The 14,189-nt window shown below is 63.0% G+C and carries 9 protein-coding genes; 5 read left to right on the top strand and 4 right to left on the bottom strand.

What is annotated here, in order from left to right; all coding sequences use genetic code 11:
* Nucleotides 1-416 precede the first annotated feature (416 nt).
* Both O1W68_RS03020 and O1W68_RS03025 read left to right on the top strand, forming a co-directional pair.
* Nucleotides 417-3,818 (top strand): heterodisulfide reductase-related iron-sulfur binding cluster, encoded by a 3,402-nt coding sequence (locus O1W68_RS03020; protein ID WP_269301397.1) that lies wholly within the window; start codon nt 417-419, stop codon nt 3,816-3,818.
* Between the two features lie 144 nt (nt 3,819-3,962).
* Entirely contained in the window at nt 3,963-4,901 is a 939-nt protein-coding gene (locus O1W68_RS03025) for a hypothetical protein (protein WP_269301398.1), read from the top strand.
* Nucleotides 4,902-5,188: 287 nt separating this feature from the next.
* On the opposite strand, the gene O1W68_RS03030 is transcribed toward O1W68_RS03025, so the two are convergent.
* On the bottom strand, nt 5,189-7,099 hold the full coding sequence (locus O1W68_RS03030) for a dipeptidyl-peptidase 5 (protein ID WP_269301399.1): 1,911 nt from the start codon (nt 7,097-7,099) through the stop codon (nt 5,189-5,191).
* Nucleotides 7,100-7,163: 64 nt separating this feature from the next.
* Nucleotides 7,164-7,871 carry an SOS response-associated peptidase gene (locus tag O1W68_RS03035; RefSeq protein WP_269301400.1) on the bottom strand — a complete coding sequence of 236 codons (708 nt, stop codon included), beginning with the start codon at nt 7,869-7,871 and terminating at the stop codon, nt 7,164-7,166.
* 55 nt (nt 7,872-7,926) lie between these two features.
* On the opposite strand from O1W68_RS03035, the gene O1W68_RS03040 reads away from it, so the two are divergent.
* Complete coding sequence (locus O1W68_RS03040; protein ID WP_442972265.1) at nt 7,927-9,213, top strand: pyridoxal phosphate-dependent aminotransferase; 1,287 nt, start codon at nt 7,927-7,929, stop codon at nt 9,211-9,213.
* Between the two features lie 290 nt (nt 9,214-9,503).
* Complete coding sequence (locus O1W68_RS03045; protein WP_269301402.1) at nt 9,504-10,787, top strand: YibE/F family protein; 1,284 nt, start codon at nt 9,504-9,506, stop codon at nt 10,785-10,787.
* A gap of 13 nt (nt 10,788-10,800) precedes the next feature.
* Here O1W68_RS03045 and ald read toward each other — a convergent pair whose 3' ends face one another.
* Nucleotides 10,801-11,883, bottom strand: a complete 1,083-nt coding sequence (gene ald / locus O1W68_RS03050; RefSeq protein ID WP_269301403.1) for an alanine dehydrogenase — start codon at nt 11,881-11,883, stop codon at nt 10,801-10,803.
* 99 nt (nt 11,884-11,982) lie between these two features.
* On the opposite strand from ald, the gene O1W68_RS03055 reads away from it, so the two are divergent.
* Entirely contained in the window at nt 11,983-12,519 is a 537-nt protein-coding gene (locus tag O1W68_RS03055) for an Lrp/AsnC family transcriptional regulator (RefSeq protein WP_269301404.1), read from the top strand.
* 8 nt (nt 12,520-12,527) lie between these two features.
* Here the strand turns inward: O1W68_RS03055 and O1W68_RS03060 are convergent, their stop codons facing one another.
* Nucleotides 12,528-14,177, bottom strand: coding sequence for an Hsp70 family protein (locus O1W68_RS03060; protein WP_269301405.1), 1,650 nt, complete (start codon nt 14,175-14,177; stop codon nt 12,528-12,530).
* Nucleotides 14,178-14,189: the final 12 nt, after the last annotated feature.

A 14,189-nucleotide genomic window follows, 5' to 3' on the forward strand; every position in this document is an offset into this window, starting at 1 on the left:
ATCGTTATCCTCTCGCGTTCTTTTCGAGTCCCAAAAGTTCCCATTTGTCACATCCGAACCATCAGACGCAGGCAAGGACACGATTTCGTACCGAACCGTGACCGTGACCGAGTGCCGATGACACCCGGTCCTAACGCTCGGAGAAGATGCGATGCCAGCAACTTAGGACTGCCTTCTCGAACAACGATGTTCGCCCTACGCATAACGTGACCGTCAGGACGGACTCTACCGACCGGTTCAGCCCACCGGAAAGTTGAACGATCCGGAGATTCACCAGCGCAGAGCGATCTCCGCGTTGCTAAGTTACCCGCCAGTAGAACAATACTATTACTGGCGAGTAACCTTGAAAGTCGTACGCTTGTCGGGCTGGACCCGAGGCAGCTCCCCCGCTGCCTACATAACGAAAGGCCGCTTACATGAACGCCGTGACGATTTCGTTGGGCACGTTCGGTGCGCTGCTCAGTCTCGTGTGTTGGTACTCCTTCATCCGCGGTGGATTGAAGATGTTCAACATCGTGCGCCTCGGGCAACCCGCTCCGGACCGCTGGCGCCCGATCATTCCTCGCTTCAAGCAGATGATCGTCGAGTTCGCCGCACACACCAAAATGGTCAAGTTCCGCACCGTCGGCTGGGCGCACTGGCTCGTCATGGTCGGTTTCATGCTCGGAGCCGTCTTCTGGTTCGAGGCATACGGCCAGACGTTCAACCCGGAGTTCCACTGGCCCATCTTCGGCAACTGGGCCATCTACCACCTGATGGACGAGATCCTCGGCATCGGCACCGTCATCGGCATCCTCGTTCTCATCACCATTCGCCAACTCAATCATCCCCGCAAGGCCGAGCGTCAGTCGCGCTTCGCCGGCTCCCGGTTCCGCGCTGCCTACTTCGTCGAGGCCGTCGTTCTCGTCGAAGGCCTCGGCATGATCTTCGTCAAGGCCGGCAAGATCGCCACCTACGGCCACGCGAACCCGTGGACCGACTTCTTCACGATGAACGTCGCCAAGATCCTCCCCGCCAGCGTCGTCATGGTCTCGGTCTTCGCATTCATCAAGCTGATGTCCGGCATGATCTGGCTCTACTACGTCGGCCAGAACATCGACTGGGGCGTCGCATGGCACCGCTTCACCGCGTTCCCCAACATCTACTTCAAGCGTGAGGACGACGGCACCGCTGCGCTCGGCGCAGCCAAGCCGATGATGTCCGGCGGCAAGGTCCTCGTGATGGAAGAGGCCGACCCCGACGTCGACGCATTCGGTGCCGGCAAGATCGAGGACTTCAGCTGGAAGGGCTGGCTCGACTTCACCACCTGCACCGAGTGCGGTCGCTGCCAGTCGCAGTGCCCCGCTTGGAACACCGGCAAGCCACTCTCGCCCAAGTTGCTGATCATGTCGCTGCGCGATCACAGCCAGGTCAAAGCCCCATACCTTCTCGCCGGTGGCAAGAAGGACATGGCAGGCGACGAAATCGGTCTCGTCGACGCCGACGGCAAACCCGATCAGGCCAAGCTCGATGCAATCCCGCAGGCAGCCCGTGACGAAGCCGATCGCAAGCTCGTCGCCGAAGCCATCGACGGCGGCATCATCGACCCCGAGACACTGTGGAGCTGCACTCAGTGCGGCGCGTGCGTCGAACAGTGCCCCGTGGACATCGAGCACGTCGACCACATCCTCGACATGCGTCGCTACCAGGTGCTCATCGAATCGGAGTTCCCCTCCGAGCTCGCAGGCCTGTTCAAGAACTTGGAGAACAAGGGCAACCCCTGGGGCCAGAACTCCAAAGATCGCCTCAACTGGATCAAAGAGATGGACTTCGACATCCCCGTCTTCGGGCAGGATGCCGACTCCTTCCAGGACTACGAGTACCTATTCTGGGTCGGTTGCGCCGGTGCCTACGAGGACCGCGCCAAGAAGACCACCAAGGCCGTCGCCGAGCTTCTCGCCACCGCCGGAGTCAAGTTTCTGGTCCTCGGCGCCGACGAGACCTGCACCGGTGACTCCGCACGCCGCGCAGGTAACGAATTCCTCTTCCAGCAGCTCGCGATGCAGAACATCGAGACGCTGAACAACCTGTTCGACGGCGTCGAGCAGAAGCAGCGAAAGATCGTCGTCACCTGTGCGCACTGCTTCAACGCACTCGGTAACGAGTATCCGCAGGTCGGTGGCGACTACGAGGTCGTGCACCACACTCAGCTCCTCAACCGTCTGGTGCGGCAGAAGAAACTGATCCCGGTGGCTACCGTCGGCCAGGACATCACCTATCACGACCCGTGCTTCCTCGGACGTCACAACAAGGTCTACGACGCTCCCCGTGAACTCATGGCAGCCTCGGGCTCCAACCTGAAGGAAATGCCGCGACACGGTGAACGGTCCATGTGCTGCGGTGCCGGTGGCGCTCGCATGTGGATGGAAGAGAATATCGGCAAGCGCATCAACATCGACCGGGTCGACGAAGCGCTGAGCATGAACCCGAAGAAGATCGCGACCGGTTGCCCGTTCTGCCGCGTCATGCTCACCGACGGCGTCACCGCACGCCAAGAGGGTGGCGAACATGAAGGCGTCGAGGTCGTCGACGTCGCGCAGCTGATGCTCGAGTCCATCACCCGCGTCGAATCTTCGGTTCTGGGCGAGAACATCAAGGTGATCCCACGCGAGAAGCCTGCACAGGCGGACATCGTCACCGAGGAGGCCGCTGAGGTCGAAGAAGCCGAACGCGTCCAGCCCGTCGAAGAGCCCGCAGAGTCGGCGTCCGCACCGGCAGCTCCGGCACCCAAGGCCGGTGGCCTGAAGATGAAGGGCCTCGCGAAAGCACCGGGAGCGAAGGCACCGGGAGCTGCAGCGACACCTGCCGCACCCGAGGCAGAAGCCGCGCCGCCAGCAGCCAAGCCCAAGGGCCTCGGCATGGCCGGTGGCGCGAAAGCTCCAGGCGGCAAGGGTCTTCAGGTGAAGGGCAAGGCGCCTGGCGCCAAGGCTGCTGCGCCGGCTGCCGAAGCTCCGGCAACGGAAGCTGAAGCACCCGTGGCAAGTGAGTCGGCAGCAGAATCCTCGGCAGAAGCGACGGAGACCAAGCCGACCGTCAAGCCGAAGGGTCTTGCCATGAAGTCCGGCTTCAAGAAGCCGGGCGCCAAGGCACCGGGTAAGCCGGCTGAGGCAACCGAGGCACCGGCTGCGGCAGAGGCTCCAGCTACCGAGGCTGCGGCAGAGGCTCCGGCCGCTGCCGAATCGAAGCCGACCGTCAAGGCCAAGGGCCTGGCAGTCAAGTCCGGCTACAAGAAGCCAGGCGCCAAGGCACCGGGCAAGCCAGCGGCACAGGCTGCTCCGGCAGAGGCTTCGGCGGTAGAGGCTGAGGCACCGGCGGCAGTAGAAGCACCGGCAGAGGCTGAGGCACCGGCGGCAGTAGAAGCACCGGCGGCGACTGAGTCTTCGGCAGCCGTCGAATCGAAGCCGACCGTCAAAGCCAAGGGCCTGGCAGTCAAGTCCGGTTACAAAAAGCCAGGCGCCAAGGCACCCGGCAAGCCAGCGGCAAAGGCTGCTCCGGCGGTAGAGGCTGAGGCTCCGGCGGTAGAGGCTGAGGCTCCGACCGCAACCCAGGCCCCAGCGTCGGAGGCACCGGCAGTCGAGGCACCGGCAGTCGAGGCACCGGCCGAGTCCGAGCCTGCAGCGTCGACCGAAGCCGAGTCGACCACCGCGGCTGAGCCTGCAGCGTCGGCGGACGAGAGTGCACAGCCGTCGAACGATGACGCACCTGCTGCTCCCCCAGCCGCCAAGCCGGGCGGTCTCGGATTCCGAGCGGGCGCGAAGGCTCCGGGCCGAAAGAAGTAACCGAACACCCTTTTTCGCAAGTGCACCCCCTTTCTCGCCTCAGAGAAAGGGGGTTTACTTGTGAAAAGGCGTGCGCGCTCTCGTTATCCACAGGTCTATACACAGGCCATTGCCCATAGCTGCATCGCTGACGACTATGAGCACGTGACCCGAATCGTTCGCCGGCAAGACGCCCTCACCCGCGGAATTACCGACTCCGAACTACAGCGGTATTGCCGAACCGAGTCGTGGAAACGTCTGCGCCCAGGGGCGTTCGTGAGCCGAGACGAGTTCGACGCGCTCGGTGCCGTCGACAAGCACCGCGTAATCGCCGAGGCAGTATTGGGCGCGGCTCGCACCCCCGACGCCGTGCTCAGCCACGTTTCGGCGGCCGTCGTCCATGGCCTGTCGGTGTGGGGCCTGCCTTTGAGGAAAGTGCACGTCACACGCAATCGAAGAACTGGAGCGCGCACGAGTTCGGTTCGCGTACTCCACTGTTCGCCATACCACCCGCACGAGATAGTGGATGTCGACGGTATTCGAGTGACGAGTATCGGCCGGACCATCGCCGATATCGCGCGCTCCGAAAAGTTCGAGCCTGCGGTGTGCGCAGCCGACGAAGCTGCTCGGCTACACAATCTGACCTCGGCCCAGGTGTTGAACGCATTGGATCTCCGCCCGACGCATTCCGGAAACGCAGCAGGGTTGCGGGTGGCCAACTTCATGAACGGTCGCGCGGAAAGCGTCGGGGAATCTCGAACTCGCGTGACGCTGGCCGAACTCGGCTACCTTCCCGAGCTACAGACTTCGATTGTGGTGCAGGGTAAATCGATCGCACGCGTCGACTTCTACCTTCGAGCCATCACGACGGCGTGCGAGTTCGACGGCAAGATCAAATACGGACGACTAGTCCCCGAAGGCTCGACTGCACACGAAGTGGTGTGGCGCGAGAAGCTTCGAGAGGACGCGATCCGCGACACCGGCATTCAAGTAGTCCGCCTGACGTGGGCGGATCTGTCTGCACCGGTCGAGATTCGTCGACGAATCGAAGCCGCGGCGCTCCGAGCGGCCAAGTCGCCACCACCGACAGCGATAGCCCGCTGAGCGCACACCCTTTTTCCAAAGCGCACCCCCACGCTCGGACGCGAACAACCGGCCCCGGTTACCAAAAAGAGTGCGCGCTTAGCCGCACACACCTCGAGCGTGCGCACCTCGACCGTGCACACCTCAACCGCACCCTCCAACCGCACACCTCAACCGCACCCTCCAACCGCACACCTCAACCGCACACCTCAACCGCGCACCCTTTTTCCAAAGCGCACCCCCACGCTCGGACGCGAACAACCGGCCCCGGTTACCAAAAAGAGTGCGCGCTCCAACCCGAACGACGCTCAGGGCCTCCACAATTCGAGCTGAGGGATCCCGGGCGGGGTGAAGCCGAGCACTTGACCGTAGAAGGACAGTTCGGATTCCCGCGCATGAACCTGAGTCTCCAATTTACGGAAGCCGTGCGATTCACCCTCGTACGCGAGATACGCGTGCGGAATACCCTTGGTTACGAGTGCATCCCGGAATCGTTCGGCCTGCGACGGCGGCACGATCGGGTCGGAGAGCCCTTGCAGCAACAGTACTGGGCAGGACAATCCGTCGACGTTGTTGATCGGTGCGCGGCTTCGGTAGAGGTCGATCGCGTCGGGGAGCGGTCCGATCAGGCTGTCGATATACCGTGATTCGAAGTCATGAGTCTCGGCGACGAACATTTCCAGTTCGGCAACGCCGTAGTACGAAGCACCGCAAGCGAATACATCCGAGGACGTGAGCGCCGCCAGGACGGTCCAGCCGCCTGCCGATCCGCCTTCGATCGCGAGTCGGGCTGGATCCGCGAGACCGGCGTCGGCGAGCCCTTGCACTGCCGCGATCGTGTCCTCGACGTCGACGACTCCCCACTGACCGCGGAGGCGATTGCGGTATTCCCGCCCGTATCCGCTCGATCCGCCATAGTTGACGTCGATCACTCCGATTCCGCGGCTCGTGAAGTAGGCGAACACCGGGTTGAGCGCGGGCGCGACGTGGGCCGTCGGACCTCCGTGCACGAATGCCACGTAGGGCGGCAGCTCTCCTTCGAGTCCGCGGTATTCGGGGTTGCGGGGCGCATAGGCGATCGCATGGACTTCGCGCTGTCGGCCTTGGAAAGTCATCGGCGCACCCTGCGGGAGGTAGTCGGCGTCGGGAATCGTCTCTCGTCCCGAGCGAATTTCCACCAGCGAGCGGGTGTCGAGATCCAACAGCCTCAGCCCGCTGGCACTGTGTGCACCGCCCGCGCGCAACAGCACGGACGACCTTCGGCGGCCACCGAGGGAAATGGAGGTGAGCCCGTCGAGGTCGATGTCGTCGAGCGATCCGGTGACGGGATCGAGGATGCCGAGCGTGTCGGTACCGAAGGTCCTGACCGTCAGGAGCTTTCCGTCGTCGAGCACCGAGTACCACTGTGCGCCGAGCTGCCACAGCGGAGCGCCGAAGTCCGCATCCGCTGCATGCAAAGCCGCTACGTCTGCATCGACGGATGTCCGGTAGATGTTCCACCATCCGGATCGGTCGCTGATGACGTACAGCGACTCGTCGTCGATCCACTCCGGTTGCAGCACCGATTCCTCGGTACCGCCGAGGATTGTTCGGGACACCCCGGTAGCCAGATCGACGATTCTGAGTTCGGTTCCATCCCAGGGCATCTGCGGGTGGTTCCAGGCGACGAACGCCAGCATGTTCCCATTCGGCGAGAGCGTCGGGTATGCCAGGAAGTCCGATCCCGAGGCCAGCGATCGAACGCCGGAACCGTCGAGTGCGATCGCGCAGATGTCGCGGGAAACCTTCGCCCCGTCATGGGTTTCCCGAACCGCAAGCACTTCGTTGCCGACGATGGACAGTTCGCCGTATCGAACCGCCGCCGCCACTGCAGGCGCCGGGGTCAGTGGCACCGGTTTCTCACCTGGCGCACCGATATGGACGCGTTGATCGGTGAACTCCGAGAACACGATCCGACCGTCTTCGGTCGCCGTCCACGCCCCACCCCCGTATTCGTGAACACGGGTGCGCGCGTTGAACGGCTCGGGCAGTAGTGAAGTCACAACGCCGTTTTCGAAGCGGCAAATTGTGGTGCGCCCACCCTCGGTCGGGCGCATCTCCGACCACCACACCTCATCGCCGACGAACCGGCCCCCTTCGACGGGGTGTCCGCTGGCGGAGAGATCGACGGCGGAAATCGGGGATGGCCAGGATCCGAAGGGCAGCGCTGCAGGGGTCACACCGACCAGGGTAGGTGAGTCGCTGGCCCGACGCCGTGCTCGCCTTCGCGTCGGCGCGACGGAACTAGCCGACCGGTTGAAGCAGATCGGGGTTGTCGTTCTTGACGCTGTTGACCGCGGAGCTGACCTCGTAGGGCACCAAGCTGGGCTCGGGGATAGCGGCCAGCATCTCCTGCACCGAACCGAGATCGGTCATCGCCGGGTCCAGCCACTCGGCCCGAAGGGACTCCGGCACGATCACCGGCGACCGGTCGTGAATGTGACCGAGTGCGTCCGCTGCGGGAGCCGTCAACACCGTGACCGACCAGACCCATCGATCCGGGTCCTCCTCGGACTTCGATGGGTCACGCCACAGCTCGTATAGGCCGGCCATCTCCAGGAGTTGTTCGGAGTGCAGAAAGTAGGGCACTTTTTTACCTTCGCGCTTCTCCCACTCGTAGTAACCGTCGGCTGGGACGATGCACCGTCTACGGGCTGCGGCCTTCTTGAATGCCGGTTTCTCGGTGATCGTCTCGGATCTCGCGTTGATGAGCCTGCTACCGATCTTGATGTCCTTGGACCACGACGGGATCAGACCCCAGCGGACCGAACGCAACTGCCGGACGGCGTCGGCCTCGGGTTCATCTTTGGGTGCGCGCTCGAGAATGGTCCGCACTGTCTGCGTGGGCGCCACGTTGTACGCCGGGGGCAGCTCTTCGCCGATGGTCTCGGCAATGTCGAAGACTGCCCGTAGGTCACTGTCGCTCTGGGTACTGGCATACCGTCCGCACATAAAGAAAATTGTCGCATCTCGCACCGACAAGAAATGCCTGGTCCACTATGCCTGGATGCGCTGGGCACCGACCTGGCACGATAGGGGGGTGAACCAACCGCAGGCGAACCATCAAACGCGTCAACATCGCACGTTGCAGCAGTCGACGAAGCTGCAGAACGTGCTGTACGAGATCCGCGGCCCGGTACACGCCCATGCGGCGCGACTGGAAGCCGAAGGCCATCGGATTCTCAAGCTCAACATCGGCAACCCTGCGCCGTTCGGGTTCGAGGCGCCCGATGTCATCGTCCGTGACATGATCGCCGCGTTGCCGTATGCGCAGGGTTACTCGGAGTCGAAGGGCATTCTGTCCGCCCGACGTGCGATCGTCACGCGCTACGAGCTCGAACCTGGCTTCCCCGAACTCGACGTCGACGACATCTACCTGGGTAACGGCGTGTCCGAGCTCATCACGATGACGATGCAGGCCTTGCTCGACGACGGTGACGAGGTCCTGATCCCCGCGCCCGATTACCCACTGTGGACGGCGATGACGACGCTCGCGGGCGGTAAGGCCGTGCATTACGTATGCGACGAGGAAAACGATTGGAATCCGGATCTAGCGGACATCGAATCGAAGATCACCCCGAAGACGGTGGCGCTGCTGGTGATCAACCCGAACAACCCGACCGGTGCCGTGTATTCGAAGGAGATCCTGCGGGGCATCGTCGAGCTGGCTCGTAAGCATCAGCTTTTGCTGTTGGCCGATGAAATCTACGACCGAATCCTCTACGACGACGCCGAACACACGTCGTTGGCAAGCCTTGCGCCCGATCTTCTGTGCTTGACGTACAACGGGCTGTCCAAGGCGTACCGGGTGGCTGGATACCGGGCAGGGTGGCTCGCGATCACCGGGCCCAAAGCCCATGCGGCCGGATTCCTCGAAGGTATCGACCTGTTGGCGTCGACCAGGCTGTGCCCGAATGTGCCCGCACAACATGCGATCCAGGTAGCGCTGGGTGGCCATCAGAGCATCAACGACCTCATCCTTCCTGGCGGCCGACTGCTCGAACAGCGTGATGTCGCGTGGAAGAAGTTGAATGAAATACATGGCGTCTCGTGTGTGAAGCCGCGCGGTGCGCTGTACGCATTTCCGCGCCTCGACCCGGAAGTGCACGAGATTTACGACGACGAGAAGCTTGTCCAGGATCTGCTGTTGCAGGAGAAGATCCTGGTGGTGCAGGGAACCGGATTCAACTGGCCTGGGCACGACCATGTGCGCATCGTCACGCTTCCTTGGGCGCGTGACCTGTCGGAGGCGATCGAACGGTTCGGCAATTTTCTTGCTTCGTACAAGCAATAGGTTCTTTGGCTCGCCGTTCATGGGCACCGGTCCCGTAGCTGACCGTGAAGTAGGGAAATTAATTGAAAGGTGACATATAAAACAGTTCCATGCTCGTGCCAAGTCGGCTGTAGATCTGTACATTGGCGTACGGCACCTCGCGTGCCCGAGCACTGGTCGTACCCCACCCCCCCCGGGGCGATCAGGAAGGTGGCGGGGGACGCCCCCCCTGCTCCCCGCCACCGAGCTCCATAACGTTCCCTATCCGATGAGGCTGCAAGCCACTCGCCACGCCCCGATACTGTGACACCGTGGATTCACACGGTCACGGCCATGGGCACGGACACAGCAACGCACCGGCACCGCTCGGACCCGTCGCCGCACGAATAGTCGTGGGGCTTCTCGTCGCGATCGGAATATGCGTGATCGGCGGTGCAGTTGCACTGTGGCCGAGCCAGCAGAACGTCGACATTCCGCTCCCGTTCAATACCTCCGGTGGTCGCGCGGTCCAAAGCGAAGCGGGCACGATTGTGTCGCAAGACATCGGGCCCTGCGGCAGCCCTTCTTCCGGACGCGTATTCACCGGTAACCCGACGCCACCTGCGAGCGCAGGATACGACTGCCAACGCAGCATCGTCACGATCGACTCAGGACCGAATGCGGGCACGCGCACCCTGATCGAAATCGTCCCGGGCCCCGGCCAACCGGACCTACGTACCGGTGAGAGCATTCGGCTGGTCCGGCAGACCGATCCCACCGGAACCACCCAGTACTCGTTCAACGACTACGCCCGCGGACTTCCACTCGCAGTCATCGTCGGTGTGTTCGCCGTCGTCATCTGCGTCGTTGCGAGATGGCGCGGATTTCGTGCGCTGCTGGGATTGGTCGTGGCGTTCGGCGTGCTGGTCGGATTCATGCTTCCCGCACTTCTCGACGGCGCACCTGCGATTCCCGTCGCCTTGGTCTCCGGTGCTGTCATTTTGTACGGCGTTCTCTACCTTGCGCACGGCGTCAACCTGCGGACGAGTTCCGCTCTCCTCGGCACTCTCATGTCGATGGCGTTGGCTGCAGTGTTGTCCTATGTCGCGATTCGGATGACCCACCTGACAGGGCTGTCGGAAGAACAGAACACCGACGTTCAGGCCTACATCCAACAAGTCAGCATCACCGGGTTACTACTCGCGGGGTTCATCATCGGATCGCTCGGTGTCCTCAACGACGTGACGATCACCCAGGCGTCGACTGCGTTCGAGATCGCCTCGGCGGATGCAACGACGACGCGACGGCAGATCTTCTCTTCCGCGATGCGCGTGGGGCGTGACCATATCGCCAGCACCGTCTACACCCTGGTGCTGGCGTATGCCGGTGGGGCGCTTCCACTTCTGCTGCTGTTCAGCGTCACCGGCCGCTCCATCCAGGATGTTCTGACCGGTGACGCCGTGGCCATCGAGATCGTTCGATCTTCGGTCGGCGGTATCGCGCTGGCGCTGTCCGTTCCGCTGACCACTGCCATCGCCGCCATGCTCGCCCGGCCGGGCGGACCGCCGGAGCCGTCGGAGACGCCTGCGAAGAAGGCAGGCAGGCACTCTCGCTAGGACAGTCGGCAAGTCATGCGAAGGCTGCCGCGACGCTCTCCGACAACAGATCACCGTGGTGCGTGCTGAGCCCGTTGCGCAAGCCTGCGTCCGCCTCGCATGCCTTTTCCCAATCCTTGTCCGCGAGCGCGCAGACGTAGGGCAGCGTCGCGTTGGTCAACGCGTACGTCGACGTCCGCGGTACGGCGCCCGGCATGTTCGCGACGCAGTAGAACACCGACTCGTGTACCCGGTAGGTCGGGTCGGCGTGCGTAGTGGGAACCGAATTCTCGAAGCAGCCGCCCTGGTCGATGGCGATGTCGACGAGCACCGAACCATGCTTCATACGCTGAACGAGACTGTCGGAGACCAACATCGGCGCTCTCGCCCCCGGTACCAGTACCGCCCCGATCACCATGTCTGCTGCAAGAACGGCCTGTTCGAGCTCGAGGGCGCTGGACGCGACCGTCTTGACGCTGCCGTGGTACAGATCGTCGATGGCACGTAGCGCCTTGACGTCGAGATCGAGCACCGTGACGTCGGCGTGCATACCGTGGGCGATGGCGACGGCGTTCCTTCCCGACACGCCTGCACCGATGACGACGACGTTCGCCGGACGCACTCCGGGCACTCCCCCCATGAGAACGCCGCGGCCTCCACCGCTGGCCATCAAATGGTAGGCACCTGCCTGCGGTGCAAGCCTTCCGGCAACCTCGCTCATCGGCGCCAGCAGTGGGAGTGATCCGTTCGGGGCAGTGACGGTCTCGTAGGCGATTGCGGTGGTGCCCGATGCGAGCAATGCGTCAGTGCAGGGCTTCGAGGCAGCCAGATGCAGAAAGGTGAACAGGACCTGATCACGCCGGAGCAGTGCGTACTCCTCGGCGATCGGCTCCTTGACTTTCAGCAGCAGGTCGGCAGCGCCCCATACCTTGGCAGCCTCGGCGAATATCTGTGCGCCTGCTGCTTTGAAGTCGGTGTCGCAGAAGGACGAACCGACGCCTGCTTCGGATTCGACGATGACTTCGTGTCCGTGCGAGACCAATTCGTGTACGCCCGCCGGGGTGATGGCCACCCGGTACTCGTTGTTCTTGATCTCGCGAGGAATTCCGATCTTCATGGTGGCCTCCTGAATAATTATTCGACGGATTGCCACAATTGTGAATTATAAACAGAAAGAGGACCAACGGATGTGAACATAATTCTGTAGATTGGGCAGATGGGATCGGATAATTCAGCGCATGGCGGGCATGTGGGGCGTGTGGCGAACGATGTTCGGCACACGGCAGATGCTCGAAAGGCAACACTCGACGACATCGACCACATCCTCATCGACGTACTTCGGCACAACGCCCGCACGCCCAACAATGCACTTGCGGCGGCAGCGGGCATTGCACCATCGACCGCCCTGGGACGGGTGCGTTCCCTCGTCGAGCACGGAGTCATTCGCGGGTTCCATGCAGAAATCGATCCCGAAGCGCTCGGGCAGGGCATCCAGGCCATGATCTCGGTCCGACTACAGGCGGATGCCCGACGAAGAATCAACGAATTCGGTGAGCAGATCGCCGCGCTCGCGGAGACGCTGAACATCTACTTCATCGCGGGCGCGGACGACTTTCTGATCCACGTGTCGACGGTTGACACCGCGGCACTACGCAACTTCGTCGTGGACAACCTCAGCGCCCATCCAGCCGTCGCCGCCACCGAGACCATTCTGATCTTCGAGCACATACGCCCGCGGAATCCGGTTGCCTGAAACTTCGATCAGGGAGCGGGCGGGAAGAGCGGCGGCAAGGTAGGCAGCGTGAAGTCCGGCAAGCCAGGGATCAGGGGCGGTGGAGGCGGAGGTGGCGGTGCGACCTCAGGCTCGGACGATTGTTCCGTCGTTTGATCCTCGGTAACTTGCTGACGCGTCGGTTCGACAACCTCGGGTTCGGGTTCGACGACCGGAGCTTCCGGGACGGTCTCCACGGGTGGTGGCGGCGGAAGCGGAGCCGGAATCACCGGAGGGGCTACCGGAGGTGACGTCCCTGCCACGCTGGTGGCCGGCGGCTGCGTCACCGCGGTCTCGACGACAGCGGGCGCGTCCGTACGCGTCACGAAAAATCCCGATACGGCGAGCACCGCTGCAGCAGCAACCCCGAATACGGACCACGCCCGAATTCGACGTCGTCGACGCACGTCTTCGTCTTCACCGTCGTCTTCTTCGTAGTCCGCGTCCAGCCAGTAGACCTTCTCGAGCGCGAAGTGTTTAGGGGCGGGCGAAGCCGATTCGACTTCCCTCGCATCCGGCACAGCAGTAACGGCAGGCGCGGCAACGGTAGGAGCTACAGCCGGGGCTGTCGGCGGATGGAACGGCCGCGCACCCGTGTCTGCAGCGGGTAGATTCTTCCGCGCGTTCGCTGCGGTCGGAGTCGTTTCGACAGGTCGAGGCGTGACGAAGCCTGCGGCGGGCGCAGGGTCGGATTCCGTTCGGACCGGCGCTGCGGGAGCGGGGCGCGCCGGCATCGTCCGGGGCTGCACATTCTGCGGGTACTCCGTCGGCCGCGCCGAGAGTGCTGCGCCACGGGCCGAGACAGTTTCCGGCTCGTTCGGAGTGATTGCCGGCAAATGCAGAGATGGGCCGACGCGTTCACGAACGAGCGGAATGCGCGACCCGCCGCCGATGAGAACTATGGCGTCGATCGGGACGTTTGCGTCGATGAGAACACTGCGTGCGAACTCGATGGCCTGATCGATGTGATCAGCGATCAATGCCTCGAAGTTTTCCCGCGAGAGCAGGATCATGCCGCTTTCGTCGGGCAGGCAGACCGCGTCATTGCTCGACAGCCGTTCCTTGGCCACACGGCACCGGCGCTCGAACAGGTCCATGTCGGCGGCATCGCTCGGCTTACCGAGGCGTGCGAGCTGATTGTCACGAAGGAATTCGTCGATGAGATCTCCACTGAACGCACTGGAGCGTTGCGTGACGACGACTCGACGGGCGGCCAGGTTCACGACGCTGACGTTCAGACCCGAACTTCCCAGGTCGAACAGTGCGACGGTCGAGAAGCCCGCGGCTTCACCACTGACGACGAGGTATTCGAGAACCGCCTCGACCTCGGGCACGAGGCGGTAGTTCTGCAGGTGCTGATTCTCCAGAGCGCGGTGCAGCGTGTCCGCTTGGTGGGCGTCCCGGTATGCGACGCCGGTCGTCATCGACGGTTCGGACTCGGCGGCCAGCGCGCTGATGGACTCGGCGGCCAGGTACTCGACGTGATCGTCGATCGTGTCGATGACTTGATTGTGGAAGAACAACTGTTGAGGGGCTTCGAGCAAGCGGGTCGACGAGACGCGAGCATTGGCCGTCTCGTTGCGTGGCTGAGCCATACGCACGGCGTGGGCGCCCATGGACACCCCCAACAACACAGTCATCTCTCTTGCCTC

It is taken from the genome of Rhodococcus sp. H36-A4 (genome assembly GCF_027158005.1).
Lineage (GTDB): Bacteria > Actinomycetota > Actinomycetes > Mycobacteriales > Mycobacteriaceae > Rhodococcoides.